At 45.6% G+C, this 16,539-nt stretch carries 18 protein-coding genes; all 18 read right to left on the bottom strand.

Features of this window, described 5'->3' with window-relative positions; genetic code table 11:
- Positions 1–27: 27 nt before the first annotated feature.
- Positions 28–891, bottom strand: a complete 864-nt coding sequence (locus tag JL57_RS04080; protein WP_034140789.1) for a MinD/ParA family protein — start codon at positions 889–891, stop codon at positions 28–30.
- Positions 884–2,041, bottom strand: a complete 1,158-nt coding sequence (flhF, locus tag JL57_RS04085; RefSeq protein WP_034140790.1) for a flagellar biosynthesis protein FlhF — start codon at positions 2,039–2,041, stop codon at positions 884–886. The genes JL57_RS04080 and flhF overlap by 8 nt, the downstream gene beginning before the upstream one ends.
- Positions 2,031–4,100 carry a flagellar biosynthesis protein FlhA gene (gene flhA, locus JL57_RS04090; protein ID WP_034140791.1) on the bottom strand — a complete coding sequence of 690 codons (2,070 nt, stop codon included), beginning with the start codon at positions 4,098–4,100 and terminating at the stop codon, positions 2,031–2,033. Before flhA ends, flhF begins: the two co-directional genes overlap by 11 nt.
- A 35-nt stretch (positions 4,101–4,135) precedes the next feature.
- Positions 4,136–5,191 (bottom strand): flagellar biosynthesis protein FlhB, encoded by a 1,056-nt coding sequence (gene flhB, locus JL57_RS04095; protein WP_034140792.1) that lies wholly within the window; start codon positions 5,189–5,191, stop codon positions 4,136–4,138.
- The gene (gene fliR, locus JL57_RS04100; RefSeq protein ID WP_034140793.1) at positions 5,188–5,967 is read right to left on the bottom strand and encodes a flagellar biosynthetic protein FliR; all 780 of its coding nucleotides are present in this window, start codon (positions 5,965–5,967) and stop codon (positions 5,188–5,190) included. Before fliR ends, flhB begins: the two co-directional genes overlap by 4 nt.
- 251 nt (positions 5,968–6,218) lie before the next feature.
- Positions 6,219–6,491: a flagellar biosynthesis protein FliQ gene (gene fliQ, locus JL57_RS04105; protein WP_034140794.1), complete on the bottom strand. Its 273-nt coding sequence runs from the start codon at positions 6,489–6,491 to the stop codon at positions 6,219–6,221.
- Positions 6,492–6,523: 32 nt separating this feature from the next.
- Positions 6,524–7,291 (bottom strand): flagellar type III secretion system pore protein FliP, encoded by a 768-nt coding sequence (fliP, locus tag JL57_RS04110; RefSeq protein ID WP_034140795.1) that lies wholly within the window; start codon positions 7,289–7,291, stop codon positions 6,524–6,526.
- The gene (locus JL57_RS04115) at positions 7,291–7,764 is read right to left on the bottom strand and encodes a flagellar biosynthetic protein FliO (protein ID WP_034140796.1); all 474 of its coding nucleotides are present in this window, start codon (positions 7,762–7,764) and stop codon (positions 7,291–7,293) included. Before JL57_RS04115 ends, fliP begins: the two co-directional genes overlap by 1 nt.
- Before the next feature lies 1 nt (position 7,765).
- Positions 7,766–8,128: a response regulator gene (locus JL57_RS04120; RefSeq protein WP_034140797.1), complete on the bottom strand. Its 363-nt coding sequence runs from the start codon at positions 8,126–8,128 to the stop codon at positions 7,766–7,768.
- A 14-nt stretch (positions 8,129–8,142) separates the two neighbouring features.
- On the bottom strand, positions 8,143–9,354 hold the full coding sequence (fliY, locus tag JL57_RS04125; RefSeq protein ID WP_034140798.1) for a flagellar motor switch phosphatase FliY: 1,212 nt from the start codon (positions 9,352–9,354) through the stop codon (positions 8,143–8,145).
- Positions 9,347–10,342, bottom strand: coding sequence for a flagellar motor switch protein FliM (fliM, locus tag JL57_RS04130; protein ID WP_034140799.1), 996 nt, complete (start codon positions 10,340–10,342; stop codon positions 9,347–9,349). Before fliM ends, fliY begins: the two co-directional genes overlap by 8 nt.
- A gap of 200 nt (positions 10,343–10,542) precedes the next feature.
- Positions 10,543–10,974 (bottom strand): flagellar basal body-associated protein FliL, encoded by a 432-nt coding sequence (locus tag JL57_RS04135; RefSeq protein ID WP_034140800.1) that lies wholly within the window; start codon positions 10,972–10,974, stop codon positions 10,543–10,545.
- A gap of 9 nt (positions 10,975–10,983) precedes the next feature.
- Positions 10,984–11,184 (bottom strand): flagellar FlbD family protein, encoded by a 201-nt coding sequence (locus JL57_RS04140; RefSeq protein WP_034140801.1) that lies wholly within the window; start codon positions 11,182–11,184, stop codon positions 10,984–10,986.
- A 45-nt stretch (positions 11,185–11,229) separates the two neighbouring features.
- Positions 11,230–11,691, bottom strand: a complete 462-nt coding sequence (locus JL57_RS04145; protein WP_034140802.1) for a flagellar export protein FliJ — start codon at positions 11,689–11,691, stop codon at positions 11,230–11,232.
- 70 nt (positions 11,692–11,761) lie between these two features.
- On the bottom strand, positions 11,762–13,069 hold the full coding sequence (gene fliI, locus JL57_RS04150; protein ID WP_034140803.1) for a flagellar protein export ATPase FliI: 1,308 nt from the start codon (positions 13,067–13,069) through the stop codon (positions 11,762–11,764).
- Positions 13,026–13,862 carry a FliH/SctL family protein gene (locus JL57_RS04155; protein WP_034140804.1) on the bottom strand — a complete coding sequence of 279 codons (837 nt, stop codon included), beginning with the start codon at positions 13,860–13,862 and terminating at the stop codon, positions 13,026–13,028. Before JL57_RS04155 ends, fliI begins: the two co-directional genes overlap by 44 nt.
- Positions 13,846–14,850 (bottom strand): flagellar motor switch protein FliG, encoded by a 1,005-nt coding sequence (fliG, locus tag JL57_RS04160; protein WP_034140805.1) that lies wholly within the window; start codon positions 14,848–14,850, stop codon positions 13,846–13,848. The genes JL57_RS04155 and fliG overlap by 17 nt, the downstream gene beginning before the upstream one ends.
- Positions 14,851–16,449 carry a flagellar basal-body MS-ring/collar protein FliF gene (gene fliF / locus JL57_RS04165; RefSeq protein WP_034140806.1) on the bottom strand — a complete coding sequence of 533 codons (1,599 nt, stop codon included), beginning with the start codon at positions 16,447–16,449 and terminating at the stop codon, positions 14,851–14,853.
- Between the last annotated feature and the right edge of the window lie 90 nt (positions 16,450–16,539).

Raw genomic sequence — 16,539 nt, forward strand, 5'->3', positions numbered from 1 at the left:
CTTTATCGATGTTCGAGGTTCGAATATTTAAAACGAGCGGAGCAACTTACTTAGAAACCCTCGCACACCGCCAACTTGGCGCTGTTGAGTAAGATTTATCCCTACCACCTTACCCGCGATCCATTGGATGCAACGATACGCGGAACTGTCTGGAAAACTGATTCCTAAAGGCTCCTGCAGCATCACTGAGCGTCCAACGAGCGTATCATCGTAAACCCAACCTAAGAAACTAAGCGACCCTTTTAAGAATCTCTGCACTGCCGTTTCCAGCCGTTTAAACGTCGCCTGAGCATCCTCTTCAGACCTGACTCGGTTGATTACCATATGAATGGGTACTTCACCCGCTTCTATCCTCAAGGATTTAAGTAATCCATAGGCATCAGTTAGTGCTGTTGGTTCCGGTGTTGTCACCATGATAATATCATCTGCAGCCTGCAAAAAGTTAATCACCGTATGCCCAAGGCCGGCACCCGTATCAATAATCAATACGTCTGCCATCTTTTCTAATCTCCCCAGATTTGCGATGACGTTCTTCAGCTTATCCCGTTCTAGATTGGCAAGACCCTGGACCCCAGACCCCCCTGGTATTATCCCTATGCCCCGAGGACCAGTCAGAAGAATTTGTTCAATGGTTTTTTCCCCTGACAATAAATGTTCAATCGTATACCGTGCTGTAAGTCCAAAGGCAATATCTACATTGGCGAGCCCCAAATCTCCATCTAATATAATAACTCGTTGTCCATATTCAGTCAGAGCAAGCGCAAGGTTAATCGTAAAACTGGTTTTGCCCACGCCCCCCTTACCGCTAGTCACGGCAATCACTCTCATTTTAGCCTGTTTGTGGTTTTCGCGAGAGGCCAAATCTCGCAATACACTCGCTTGATCATGCATGAGGAATCTCCTCCCCAATGATGTAGCGCGCCAAGCGGTATGGTGTCGCTGCCTCAATATCATCTGGTACATTCTGCCCGTTTGTGAGATAGGCAGTAGGGAGTGTGGTCTGACCTAAGAGATTGAGAATCGAGCCTGCACTATCCGTCTCGTCTAACTTAGTAAAAATGAGATGGGTCGTTAGGTCTTCAAATCGTTGATAGATTCGTGCTTGATCCGCAAATTGCGTGCTTGCACTCATCACCAGCATCGTGAAATCTGGTTTTGCCTTATCCAAAAAAGCACGTAGTTCTGACATATGCAAATCATGATGAGGACTTCGACCAGCCGTATCAATAAAAATGAGTTCTTTATCTGCATGAAGCTGCAAAGCATCGCTCAGCCCAGACGGGGTCATTGCGACTTCAACGGGCACACCGATGATTTCACCAAAGGTTTTGAGCTGTTCAACAGCAGCGACCCTATAGGTATCTACCGTAATCATAGCCACTTTTCGTTTATCGACAATACTAAATCCAGCCGCAAGTTTACCGATAGTCGTCGTTTTTCCGACACCCGTTGGTCCAATTAAGGCAACAATCCTTGGCTTGTCAATACCTGGCTGGATAAGACCAATTTGCCCACATATTTGTCGGACATTAGCTTCGATCCGAGCATATACTAGAGAGTTGTCCACCCATTCATGGGGCGACAACGTTTGCTGCACATGACTAAGGATGCGCCTAACTAGGTTTTCGCTTATCCCTCTGTCTAATAAATGATCCGCCCATCTTTGCAGTACAGGTGGCCAATCACTTTTTTCCTCACCGTCACCCTCCATTTGCTTATTCATTTTCTCAAGCAATAGTCGCATAGCTTTCATTTCTTCTTGCAGGGCTTCAGACGAGTCTTTAACGACTGACACTTGCCTATCTTGAGGTCGTTTTACGTCTTCCCGAAGACTTCCTTCCTTAGGAACTGATATCTGCTCTTTAACGGGTGTTTCTTCAATAGCAGCAGTAATTTCAACCTTAAGCTTACCAAATAAGCCCAGGAATCCTCCTTCGCGAATCTCACGCGTTTGCAAAATGACTGCCTCGGATCCCAGTTCCCTTTTTACTTTGCCCATGGTCTCTGCTACATTATCCCCTACAAATCGCCTAACTCGCACGATCCATCCCCACCATTCCTACAGCTTGCACTTGTACCCCTTGGACTAATTCATTATACGAAAGCACCATGAGTTGTGGAAGTTGACGCTCTGTCACCCGTTTTAGGTTAATCCTCACAAGTGGAGCACAAACAATCACTGGCGTAAACCCTTTAAGAATGACCTTTTCAACTTCTCGGGTGAGATTTTGCATTAAGATTTGTAAGATCTTGGGATCAAGCGCTAAATAAGTACCATAATCGGATGGTTGAATACTGTCCAGAATTTGCTGTTCAATCTGGGGATCTAACGTCATTACTGGTAAGTTTTTATCTTTTCCCAGCAAAGGCTGTAAAATCTGTCGAGCTAAACCCTGCCGCACGTGTTCAGTCAAACGATCTAAATCTTTGGTACCATGAGCCTGATCTGCCAGAGTTTCCAATATAGTGACCATGTCTCGAATTGAGACCCGCTCGCGAAGCAAGTTCGCTAGAACCTTCTGCACTTGACCTAGGCTTAATAATTCTGGAATCAATTCATCTACAACTGTAGGCGCCAATTCCTTAGCATGATCTATAAGGGTTTTAACATCTTGGCGGCTCAGAATTTCCCACGCTTGCGACTTAATCACTTCCGTGATATGGGTCGCCAAGACCGTAGGAGCATCCACCACCATCCACCCGTTAAGCTCTGCTTGTTCCCTATAGATCGCATTAATCCATATGGCATCAAGTCCGAAGGCCGGTTCTTTGGTCGGGATCCCCGGTATGGAGTTATCCTCAAATCCATTGCTCATGGACATAAAGTGGTCCGCCAAAAGTTCACCGGTTGCTAATTCTGCTCCTCGAATTTTAATGACGTATTGGTTAGGCTGTAAATTCATATTATCTCGAACCCGAATCACCGGAACAATAAATCCTAATTCGCTGGCAATTTGACGACGAATCAGAACAATTCGATCCAGTAAATCTCCCCCTTGCTGAACATCCACTAAAGCGATCAGCGCGTAACCCAATTCTAGTTCCATGTGATCGATATTTAATAAGTTTAAGACATTTTCCGGTTTCTTACTCTCTTCAATTTCCGACTCCCTGGCGGCCGCCGTTTCCTCCACTACTGAGACCTTAGAATTTCGTTGGAGCATTACTCCCATGGCAATTAAAGCAGCAGACACAGTAAACAGTGGAAATTTCGGCAAACCAAGGAATGCTAACATGCTCAATACCCCAGCTGTAATGAATAAAGCCTTCGGCTGTCTAAACAACTGTTTGACCAAATCTTCACCTAAGTTGTTTTCCGAAGCTGCCCGAGTGACCACTAGACCAGTGGCGGTAGAGATCAGGAGGGCTGGGATCTGAGAGACAAGCCCATCTCCAATCGTCAACAACGTATACTTATGCAGGGCTTCCAGCAAAGGCATATCCTGCATCACAACTCCAGTGATAAAACCACCAATAATATTAATAAATAGAATGATAATTGCAGCAATGGCATCCCCTTTAACAAACTTGGTTGAACCATCCATTGCACCATAGAAATCCGCTTCTTGTTGAATCGCTTTACGCCGATCGCGAGCCTGTAGTTCGTTTATCATCCCTGCATTGAGGTCAGCGTCAATTGACATCTGCTTCCCTGGCATAGCATCCAACGTAAAACGCGCAGCGACTTCCGAAACTCGCTCTGCTCCTTTTGTGATTACAATGAATTGAACCAGTACCAAAATAATAAATATAATAAAGCCGACTACAGCATTTCCACGGATGACGAATTCACCAAATTGTTGGATAATTTCGCCTGCATGGCCGTCAAGAAGAATGAGACGAGTTGCCGAGATATTCAGAGACAACCGGAACAAGGTTAAGGCCAAAAGGAGCGAGGGAAGAGCCGAGAATTCTAACGGGTCTTTAGCAAAAACCGCTAACATCATGGTTAATATCGAAGCAGTAATGTTTAAAGTAATGAGGATATCTAACATTCCCGAAGGCAAAGGAACAACCATCATGACCACTATGCCCACCATTCCAATGGCCGCAATAATGTCTGTATTAGCTAGGAATCGCTGCTTCGTAGATAAAGCCATGATTGGTCTCCTTTCATTCGAAATTCAACTTGCGTTTATGCCCGCATGGATTTCCTTTTCTTTAAACGATACACAAAGGCTAAAACTTCGGCGACTGCCTTATACAGATCCGCAGGGATTCCTTGCCCAATGTCTACCTGAGCGTAGAGGGCACGGGCCAGCGGCTTGTTTTCCATGATCACAAGGTCATATTCTTTCGCGAGTTCCCTTATTTTCAGGGCGATATGATCTTGCCCTTTGGCGATAACATAGGGAGCTTTATTTGCTTTAATATCATAGCGCAGGGCGACTGCTAGGTGAGTTGGATTAGTGACGACAACATCGGCTGTTTTTAAATCCTGCATCATACGGCTCATGGCCATGGCCCGCTGTCGTTTCTTAATCTCACTTTTGAGTTCAGGATTACCTTCTGTTTGTTTATACTCTTGTTTTAAGTCCTCGTGAGACATCTTTAAGTTTTTTTCATATTCCCAGCGCTGATAGAAATAATCGAAAACGGCTATGCCTAAGAAGGATATGGAAATATTCCAAGCAAGTTCCATCAAAGCCTGTCCTAGAAAAATAGCTCCCTGTTCCACACTCAGTTGCTGCAGAGCGGGGTAAATATACATTCGATCTCGGATACTAGCGTAGAGGAAATAACCAATTAAAGTGACTTTCATTAACGTTTTTGTCAGTTCAACGTAAGCCTTAACTCCAAACATCCGTTTTGCACCACTGATCATACTTAGGCGGGATAACTGAGGTTTCATCGACTCCCAAGTAAAAAGAACTCCCACTTGTATATAATTAGAAATTAAGGCAATTAGATACCCTGCCGCAAAAATAGGTGCCAATATTTGTATTCCCTGCCAAAGAATGTTTAACATAAGGGTAGCTACCGACCCTTCAGTCCATTCCGACGAGAGGCCTAAGACATAAGGAAAAAGGTGCCCTAATCGAATCATCATGCTTGGAATCCAAAATTTCAGCACTGCCACGAGTCCTAAGAGCATGAGCGCTGATATGACCTCTTGACTTTTAAATACTTGACCTTTTTTACGCGCATCCTCTTTGCGCCTGGGCGTAGCGGGATGTTTTTTTTCACTCACTGCTTCCACCCCTGATAAAGCTCTAAGATCCAAGACATATTGGTCTTAAAGAGTTGGGCAACGGCTTCTCCCCAAAACGGAATTGAGAGGAATAGAATGATAAATCCGAAAGCAATCTTGACCGGGAAGATAATAGCAAAAATGTTGAGCTGTGGCACCGTTCTCGCTAAGAGGCCGACACCAACATCTGACACTAGAAGTGCTCCAAAGACTGGCATTGCTAATTGTATCGCTAAAGAAAACACATGCACGAGAAGCTCAACATAATAATGATAATCGCTGGGTACGTTTGTGGGGTTAATGGGGATATAGGCATAACTCTTGACCATAGCTGCAATAAGATAATGATGAGCATTGGTTGCCAATAAAAGCATCGTAGCCAAAACCATCTGAAAATTGCCCATCATAGGGCTTTGAACTCCATATACAGGGTCAATGGCTGCCCCCATGGTAAAACCCATTTGAAAATCAATCAGTTGCCCTGCCCCTTGTAGGACAGCGGTGAACGTGTAAATCACGAAGCCGATGACCACTCCCACCAAGACTTCCTTAATGACGACAGCAATCAACAGTAATAATTCACTGGGAATGGACGGGTTGGTCGCATGAATTAGTGGATAGACAATTACGGTAAGGCTAGCTGCAAAACCCAGCTTTACCAGGGCTGGAACGCCCCGGGCACCAAAGACTGGGGCTAACATAATCATGCCTGCCCAGCGGAATAAAATCAGCAAAAATAATGAGAGGTTCCATTGGAGCAGTTGTGACAAACCCAAATTTCTACCCCCCCAAAATCGATGTGCGAAGTTCGATGCTCGAAGCTCGAAGTCTAAAGTCTGTGTTTCGATGTCAGAGGTCCGAGATTAGTGTTTCTTGGTTCGAGTCTGTAGTCGTTGTTTGAGTCCGCGGCTCAAAACTCATGGTTCGAAACCTAGGTTCTCAGCTTTTGGTTCGAATATCGAATATCGAACCTCGAACCTCGAACCTCGAACCTCGAACCTCGAACCTCGAACCTCGAACCTCGATTTCACATGCCTCCGAAGGTTGCCAACTGGGTTAACAAATTGGATGTGTAGGCTGTCAGCACTGAGAGCATCCAAGGGCCTAACACAAGCATGACGACCGCAACCGCTATAACTTTAGGAATAAAGGTCAGGGTTTGTTCCTGAATCTGGGTCATTGACTGAAATATACTGACCAACAGACCAACCAACAAACTCACACCGAGTACCGGTCCTCCTACAAGAAGCACTGCTCCCACAGCTTCTCTAGCCATATAGAGTACTTGATTCTGAGTCACTGATCCTGTCCCCTTTCCTCTACTGGTACTCTCTATTTGAAACTTGTGACTAAAGACTCAACTACTAGATGCCACCCATCCACTAACACAAATAAGAGTATTTTGAACGGCAGTGAGACCATCATAGGAGGTAGCATCATCATTCCGATCGACATCAGAGTACTTGCCACAATCATATCAATGACAATGAAGGGGATAAATATGGCGAATCCCATTTGAAAAGCTGTCTTCAGTTCACTAATTACAAAGGCTGGAATGAGGACATAGGTCGGCACGTCCCGGTAAGTTTTGGGTCGCTCCATTTTAGATAAACCTACAAAAAGCTCTAGATCCTTTTCTCTAGTCTGTTTAAACATGAAGATCCGAAGCGGTTCCTCAGCATTATTTAGAGCCTCTGTTTGGGTGATCTGATTGTTCATGTAGGGTTGAAGCGCATTAGTATTAATTTGATTCCAAGTCGGGATCATGATAAAGAAGGTAAGAAACAAGGCCAATCCCACAAGCACCTGGTTGGGGGGGAGTTGCTGAGTTCCGAGTGCATTTCGCACAAAAGACAGCACGATAATAATCCGGGTAAAGGAGGTCATCATCATGAGAATAGCCGGCGCCAATGACAACAAGGTCATCAACAGCAAGAGTTGCACAGAGGTACCTGTTTGTTGGGACGTTGTGCTCCCCAGATCCAACGTGATACCAGCAGCCTGAACTGTTTCGGGATTTGTCATCATCCCAAATCCCAGGGCTATTCCAAAAGGCAGCCCCAGCGCTAAGCGCTTAATTAGTGAGCTTGAAGAAGACATTATTTTTCTACCTCCTCAAGCATACGCTCAAATTCTGTGGCAAAAGACTCTTTCTTCCTTCCAGGGGTCTTCCGCCATAGCTTAGGCAAACTTTGGGCCAAGCTTTCCACTCGATCATTCTGACGAGTCGCAATTTCCTCTAGAATTTCGGCAGCAACCTTGGGGTCATGGATCTCCGCGATTTTCTGTAAATGATGATCCGATCCGCCAAGGACTTGTAATTGACCAGCAATTTCTATGAGATATAGGCTTTGCTGTCCGTTCAAGACTTGTCGATCGATAAGTCTTGCCCAGGGAGCATTCAAGCTACGGAGGTTGGCTCGATTAAGTCGACGAATAATCCAAAGACAGACCAGTAAAATAACGAGAAATACCAGCAACGTACCCATAAGCCCCCACCATGAGAAAACAGATTGTGCAACAACCGGAGCAGCATCACTTGTAGGAAGCGGCAGGTCTTCGTTGAATGGCATATTACTTCAACGCCTTCGTGACAGCCTCAACCACACGTTCTGCTTGGAAAGGCTTCACTACAAAATCTTTGGCCCCAGACTGAATCGCTTCAATAACCATGGATTGTTGGCCCATGGCACTACACATAATAATACGGGCCTTGGAATCCTGTTTGCGAATCTCTTTGACTGCTTGAAGTCCATCCATTTCTGGCATTGTAATATCCATGATCGTCAAGTTCGGTTGCAAGTCTCGATATTTTTCAACCGCCAAGGCCCCATTTTCTGCTTCACCAATTACGGTAAAACCATTTTTCGTCAAAATATCCTTCAACATCATACGCATAAACGCGGCATCATCAACAATCATTATCGTAGCGCTCACTCAGATTTCCTCCTCTATTTCAGCGAATTCATTCGTTCCATGGGATGCACAATGTCAGTAATTCGGATTCCAAATGTTTCGTTAACGACAACCACTTCACACTTAGCGATTAACTTGCCATTAACAATCATATCCACCGATTCGCCCGCCAGGCGATCCAATTCAATAACCGAGCCTGGACCCATCTCTAAAATTTCCTTGATTGTTTTTTTGGCTCGCCCCAATTCTACGCTAATTTGCAACGGTACATCTAAAATCAAGTTAAGATTATCTGGCTGTGTCGGCGGTTGGCCTGGTTGAAGAGGTGCAAACTGAGCCGGTTGCACGAGTGTCTGTGCTCTTCCTTGAGTATTAGATTGGGGCATCCCATAAGTCGGGGTGTCTATGACCTGAGAATAGGGTGGCATTTCATAGGCCGGTGGTGGAGTCGAATGCGGAGCTTGATAGGAGTACGATGTCGACGATGGGGCTGGGGTTGGAGTTGGCGTTGGCGTTAGAGCCGGAGTCGGAGCAGAAGTTGGTTTAGAACCTCCACTCATTGCTTCCATTAGCTTGTTGACCATCCCTATTGCTACACTGAGCGGGATTACCTGAATAAGAATACTGTCAATGACCTCTTCAACAACCATTCGGAAAGAAATCCGTACAAGAGGCTCATTTGGATTAAGGAAGTCCTGAAGAATATCACGCCCAGATGAGAAATCATTGAGCACCATATTCGGAGGCGTTATGTCGACCATGGCATTGAACATGGTGGACATGGAAGTGGCGGCCGACCCCATCATCTGATTCATCGCCTCAGAAATCCCACTTATTTGAAGCTCAGAAAGTTCTTTGGACGGATTTTTCCCGTCTCCTCCCATCATTAGGTCGACAATTACTGAGCCATCTTGTTGGGAAAGAATCAGGAGGTTCGAACCCTCAATCCCTGCCTTATATTTAACATCACAAATCACGGAAGGGATCGGGTAATCCTCACGAATCTGTTCCGAGTTCGTAACGTCGACTTTAGGCGTGGTAATGTCCACTTTTTTGCCTAAAAGCTGAGATAATGTTGTGGCAGCTGTACCCATCGAGATATTGGCAATTTCTCCCAGGGTATCCTTTTGTAGGTCATCAAGAAATTCTTGTACTGGAGGTGTCTCTGGTTCCGGTTCTGACTCCGGTTCCAGGGTACCACGTAATAAGGCGTCAATCTCTTCCTGGGAAAGCATTCCATTAGCCATCATGGTCCCCTCCTTCCTCAATTATTTCTGAAATCTGAACGGCTAGATGTTCCCCATGCAGCCCCGGAATGGACTTAAACTTCATGAACTCTCCCACAAAGATCGGTAACGGATCATTAACGGATTGGTTCAGCGGGATAACATCACCCTCTGTCAGATCTAAGAGATCCCGCACGAGAATCTCTGAATGGCCTAAAAATGCTATCATATCTACTTTGGCCCATTCGATCTTTTTCCGAATTGCTTGAACTTGTTCTGGAGAAGTAACCTTTGCTTTGGTAGAAAAAAGGAAAAACGTACTTAATTTATCTAAAATGGGTTCAAGAACCAAATAGGGCATACATAGATTAATCATTCCTACCGCTTCGCCGATTCTAACTTCAAGAGTGATAAGAACGACCATTTCGTTAGGAGCCACAATTTGCGTAAACTGCGGATTAGTTTCCATTGCCACAAATTGAGGTTTTAGTTCATACACTTCTGCCCAAGCCTCTTCAGAAATAGCGATCATGTGATTCAAACGGTTTTCAATAATTGTCTTTTCGATTTCTGTTAAATCTCGGTTCTTCTCCATTCCTTTTCCTTGCCCACCCAGAAGTCGATCCACTACAGCAAAGGTAAGCGAAGGGTTTACCTCGATCAATACCGTCCCTTCCAGTGGATTCAACGAGTAAAGGCCCAACACAGTAGGGTTTGGCAGAGAACGAATAAATTCATCATACGTGATTTGCTCAATCGAAAGGACACTGCTTTCCACAACAGAGTGTAGGTTTCCTGAAAAATAAGTGGTTAGTCCTCGGCAAAAATTCTCATGAATATTTTGGAGGGAGTGAATTTGATCCTTGGAAAACTTATTAGGACGTTTAAAATCGTACACTCGAATTCGTTTTTGACTCTTAGTTACCTGGATCTCCTCAACGTCAACTTGCCCATCGGACAGTGCACTCAACAGAGCATCAATTTCAGCTTGGGACAAGACGTCTCCCATCAAATCCCCCCCTTCAACTCGATATTCGATGTTCGATGTTCGAACGACTAAACGCTGACTGTGGAACTACATATTCGATTTTGTGCTTAACTACAAATCACATACCCAATTTTCGAGCCCTGAACTACTTGCTTCCATTATCCGAGCATAAACAAAATACTGTTATAATTCGAACCACGAACTTCGAATATCGAACCTCGTTACTGGTAGACTAACGACAGAAATAATACATCCGTGATCTTGTTGTCCGCTACTTCATTGAGTTTATTAATTAACTCTGCTCTCAACGCTTCACGGGCATCTGAAGTTTGCACATTCATCAAGGATTTGTTCGCTAAGACCGTATTAACTCTGTCTTTTAAGAATGCATCGCCCTCCTTAAGATGAACGACGGCCTTCTCATCCGTCACTTGAACGGTAATGCTCGTTTTAAGAAAATTTCCACCTTGCAAATTCACTGTAAAATCGCCGATTGGCATAAGCGGTCCTGTCTTTTTAGTTGTTTCTGCCGCCTTGGCACTTATTTCTGGAGTTTTGAAGAGAAATTTTTGTGCTCCAAGGGTCCCCCCTGCGCCAAGCGCAACCCCTAAAAACAGGGTAAGGATCATAATCACAAGAGTTTTTCGATTCATAAGGTTCAATTACTCCTCTACTTTGCAAATCTGATGGCAGCGCCTACGAAATTCTGCAATTCGCTCTATTAGAATCCCGATCTTCTCTGACACCACGTATTTATTTCCACCCGTTAACGTTATAACCGTGTCCGGGGTTTCTTCCATCATTTCAATAAGATCAGGATTTAAAGCAAAGGTTTTACCATTTAGGCGAGTGACATAAATCATAAAACTCCTCCTCCGCAAACGTTGATTTGTGTTTAAAAAAGCAGCTTATTTTGTGGCAAGATTGGCCAAATTTTGTCGATGCCAGTGAAGCACCTGCCCAGTTTCATCCAAACCCTTTTGTTCCTTCTGTAATTCTTCAACCTGAAAGGCCGCAGCTTGTTTTTCCTTCAGTCGCTGGAACTTCTCCGTGTCACGATGCGCTTCTAGTAATACTTGGCGTGCACTTTCCATGACAGCTTCTTGCTGCATCAGTTCCCTCTGACGATCGATAAGCCGCTTACGTTGCTCTAAGGCAAAGATCTGCCAACTCCCTAACTCAGCTGGCCGGTGTTTACCCGCAACCCGTTGTCCCTCTTGAGCATCCTTATAACGATCTTGCTGACTCGCACAGGCTCTGACACAAGCTTGCCAGAGTTGCATTTCGTGCGCGAACTCTCTTTGAGCGATTTCCAAATTCTGTTCTGCGAGTTGAAGACTTGCTTCCAAGCGAAACCGAAATCTTGGCATCGTTTTTTTCTCCTTAATCTAGACTCAACTATAATAATGTTTAAATAAAGTTTGCCCTACCACCTAATTCTCACTCTGGTGAAAAGACCGCTTTCATTTGCTGTAACATTTCTGTGTAGCCAACTTGTTCGCTGACACTTTGGCATATAAACGCCTGAATTCGGTCCATATGTGCGATAGCAGCATCAATTTTAGGATTACTTCCTGGAGTGTAGGCTCCGATATCAATCAAATCTTTGGCATCCTTATAAGTTGCTAAATGGCGACGAATTTTTCCAGATAAGTCCATGTGTTCCGGACTGATAATATCATTCATCACTCGACTGACCGATTGTAGTATATCAATGGCCGGATACTGATTTTGCATAGCCAGTTCCCGAGTTAAGACAATATGCCCGTCGAGAATCCCGCGCACAGCATCAGCAATTGGCTCATTATGATCATCACCATCGACTAACACCGTGTAAATTCCGGTTATACTTCCGATCTCCGCCATGCCCGAACGTTCCAAAAGTTTTGGTAAGAGAGCAAAGACAGAGGGGGGGTATCCACGAGTCGCCGGTGGTTCACCCACCGTAAGCCCAACTTCCCGTTGGGCCATGGCAAAGCGGGTCACTGAGTCCATCATTAAGAGGACATTCTTCCCTTGGTCCCGGAAATACTCAGCAATGGCAGTAGCCGTAAACGCTGCTTTCAACCGCACCAGTGCAGGCTGGTCGGAGGTCGCCACAATGATCACGGAACGGGCTAAACCCTCTGGGCCTAAGTCCTTCTCGATAAAATCACGCAGTTCTCGCCCCCGTTCCCCCACCAGGGCAATGACGTTCACATCTGCCACTGTATTCCTAGCCATCATTCCCAACAAAGTACTCTTCCCCACCCCAGATCCTGCAAAAATCCCCATCCGTTGCCCACGACCAATCGTAAGAATCCCATCAATAGTCCTTACTCCGACACTAAGAGGATCAAGGATTCGAGGACGTGAGAAAGCATTGGGGGGTTTACTCTGCAAAGGATACGCTGTTTCTGTCAGAAGCGGGCGTCCATCCATGGGATGTCCAAGACCATCAAGAATTCGCCCTAACAGTCCTGTTCCGACAGCCACGGTAAGCTTTTGGCACTGTGGGAGCACCCGGTCTCCCGGAGCAATCCCTTCGAGTTCTCCTAAAGGCATAAGCAGAGTGGTCGAATCCCGAAAACCGACGACCTCAGCCGGAAGCTCCCGTCCTTCTCGAGTCATAATATGGCAATATTCTCCCACACTCGCGCGCGGACCAGCAGCTTCAACCATCAGACCGACAATCTTAGAAACCCTCCCCTGAGCTGAGATTGGTTCAGTCTGTGCTACCGTCTGGGTCAAACGATTCCACGCCGCCATGTTCCAGCTCCTCTCGTAAGGTGTGTTCTAATTTGTCTAATTGTGCCTCTAGCCGAGCATCAAAGACCCCTTCCTGGCAGTCTAAGAAACAATCTCCGAGCTTTAAGGATTCATCGATCACCCATGGACAAGGTATTTGATGCCCTTCCAGCCATCCTACATCATGGGGAGATACATGGAGCCGCCAGCCTTGGCGTTCCTGTGGCAACAAGGTTAAAGCCTGGATGATTGCCAGCAAGCGCTGAGGTTCAACCGCTAAGCTTGCCCGCACTAAGCGTTCAGCTATTTTTATCGCTAAGCGAAGTAAAAGTTCGTCAACTTTAGAATATTCTTCTTGAACCGCCCGCTGAGCTAACTGAAAAAGTTGGTTTGCTTGTTCGGTCAAGCGCTTTCCCTCTGCTTCTCCTGCCAACTTTCCTTCTGCTTCTCCCGCTAGCCTACCTTCCTTATATCCTTCTGCTTTGGCCGCTGGGTAAAGTTCGTCTTGCGCACTCTTAAGGACCTCTTGACGTAAACGCTCCGACTCCGCTTGTGCTTGAACAATAATTTGTTCGGCACTGGCTTTAGCCTCAGCTAAGATTATGGCCGCTTTTGCCTTAGCTTCTTCTTCATAAGAGGTCTCCCTCCAGTCCAAGTATTCTTGGTTTGTCGAGGGCTGATCCTCTTCACTGACACTGACCACCCTTAAGATATTACCCAACTGCTGAAATCCTTCTTGATTTTCCACCATTCGCGGAGTAGAAACCTCGACATCATAACTTTTGACGACCCGCCCGTTAATAGATAATCTCATCACTACCTCCTCTAGAGATGACGACTGCACCGCTTTCCTCAAGTTTGCGAATCACCTTCACAATTCGCTGTTGTGCCTCTTCAACATCTCTTAACCGCACTGGGCCCATAAACTCCATATCATCTTTGAGCATCTGAGCAGCCCGTGAGGACATATTGGCTTGAATCCTTTGTGCAACTTCGGGATTCGACCCTTTGAGAGCAAGTCCCAAATCTTTGGTTTCTACTTCGCGTAAGACTAACTGAATACCACGATCATCAAGCACAACGATGTCTTCGAAGACAAACATCTGCCGCTTAATTTGCTCCGCCAAATCGGGATCATCGATTTCCAAAGCATCCATAACCACTTTGACCGTCCCAGGATCGGTTCGATTAAGGACATCGACAATGCTCTGGATCCCGCCTGAAGCGGTATAATCAGTGGGAGCTAAGCTAGAAATCTTACGTTCCAGAACCTTTTCAATTTCCTTGAGCACTTCTGGACTAGTTCGGCCCATCGTCGCTACGCGCTTCGCCACATCTGCCTGTCGATCTTGCCCTAGGCTGGCAAGTAATGTAGCTGCTTTGTCGACTGGAAGGTGCGTCATGATCAGCGCAATCGTCTGAGGATGTTCTCCTTGAATAAAGGAAAAAAGTTGTTTGGGGTCCGTCCGACGCACGAGATCAAAGGGTCTCATTTTTAAGGACGTCGATAAACGACTGATGATCTCAAACGCTCGAGTTTCGCCAAGAGCCCGTTCCAAGACTTCTCGAGCATACTCAATACCCCCCTTAGAAATATAGTCATTGGCAATACACATCTGATGAAATTCTTCCACCACAAAATCCCGTTGTTCTGGTGATATTTTACCGACATTTGCCATCTCTAGGGTCAACTGTTCTATCTCTGCATCTCCAAGGTGTTTCACAATCTGAGCGGAATTCTCTGAACCCAAGGCGATCATCAGAATTGCGGCTTTTTGAATTCCCGTTAAAACTTGCGCCATCTACCGTTCCTCCGATAACCAAGTTTTCATGAGTCGTGCGACTTCGTCGGGGTTATTGCGCGTATAAAGTTCTACCGACTCTTTGGTCTTTTGTTTTTGAATTTGTTCAGCTGACTTTGTTTTCGACTGAGCCAATTTCAGATCTTCCGCTTCCTCGACCATCTGTTGAGCCATCATCAATTCCGCAGTGGCGAGGGTTACTGGCTGTGAACCAGTGAGACCCAACATTTTTTCTGCGCGTGCTTTCTTAGAACGAGCTCGCAGAAACATGACCAGAACCACGAGACCGAACAAAACGGCGGCTCCGATTTGGGCATAGGTCATCAACTGTTGGCGTTTGGCAGAATTCTCCATATCGGCAATTTTTTTCTGTAAATCAGTTTTATTAAACGGAATTGCAGCGACTTGGATCTGATCCCCGCGAGTCGCATCAACCCCGGCCGCAGAAGCAACAATTGTTTTTATTTGATCCAGTTGTTCCTGGGTTACAGTGTCAGCGTCCGCCATGACCGAAACGGAAAGACGTTTAACACTTCCTGGGCTTACTAGCTGTTCCTCTTGAGTTGTGTCCACTTGAAAATTTTTGGTGCTGCTTGTCTTGGTCGAAGACGAATTGACTTCTTGAGCCCCCGCAGGATACGTCGGTGCCCCATTGGGGGTTAATCCCGGTACCCCTCCAGCAGCTGCACCACTGCTATTGGTCGTACTTTCATTGGTACTCTGTTCACTCAACAAGGCACCTGGTCCATTAGTCTGTATCGTTCGTTTGATTTGGTCAAAGTCCAAAGCAGCACTAATTCGAACAACGGTCTTGCCATTACCCAATACCATATCCAGCATACTCTGAATAGATCTTCGAGTATCCTCTTCGACCATTTGCTTAAGTTGATATTGGGTACCCGTCAGACGATTGGGGTCGCCACTCTTGCCTAAAACATCTGATAAAACATTTCCACTGGTATCTACAATCGTTACATTCTCCGTTTGCAGTCCTTCTATTGAGCCTGCCAAAAGATTAGCAATCGCACGTACCTGGTCGTCGCCAAATTTTGTTCCAGGAGCGAGTTTCAAGGTCACCGCCGCCGTAGCAGCTTTTTGATTATCAATAAAAAGCGACGGCTCAGGCATCACGATATGTACACGCGCATCTTGCACGCCAGTCAATGTCCTTAGTGTATTCTCAAGTTCATTCTGCAAACCGAGAACATAACGTAATTTCTTGTCGGAATCCGTTTCCCCGAGGCGTAGTGTATTAAGATTATCAAAACTAAATTTACTTTGTTGAGGAAGACCTGCATTGGCAAGTTGGAGCCGAATCTCAGCAGCATGCTGCTGGGGGACCATAATGGTTGATCCATTATCCGCTAACTGATAATCTGCTTTCAAATCTTTCAGTTTTGTCGTTATTGCTCCCGCTTCTGTATCACCCAGCTTAGTAAAGATCGCCACATATTGTGGGCGGCCAGCCCAAGTGATCAAGGCAATTAACGCAGAAGCGACCAAAAGAGGAGCAAGCACCGTAATTATTTTCTGTGGGCTAGAAAGATTATTCCAAAATGTCTTTAAAGATTGTGTGATTCCGGCCCAAGAAAAATCCACTCTTGACTCCTCCTTTCTACTCGAGACTCGAAGTTCGATGCTCGAGGCTCGAATGGAGACGTTCGTATCGAACGTTTTAAACGTCGAACT

The sequence above is a fragment of the Desulfosporosinus sp. BICA1-9 genome (assembly GCF_000802135.1).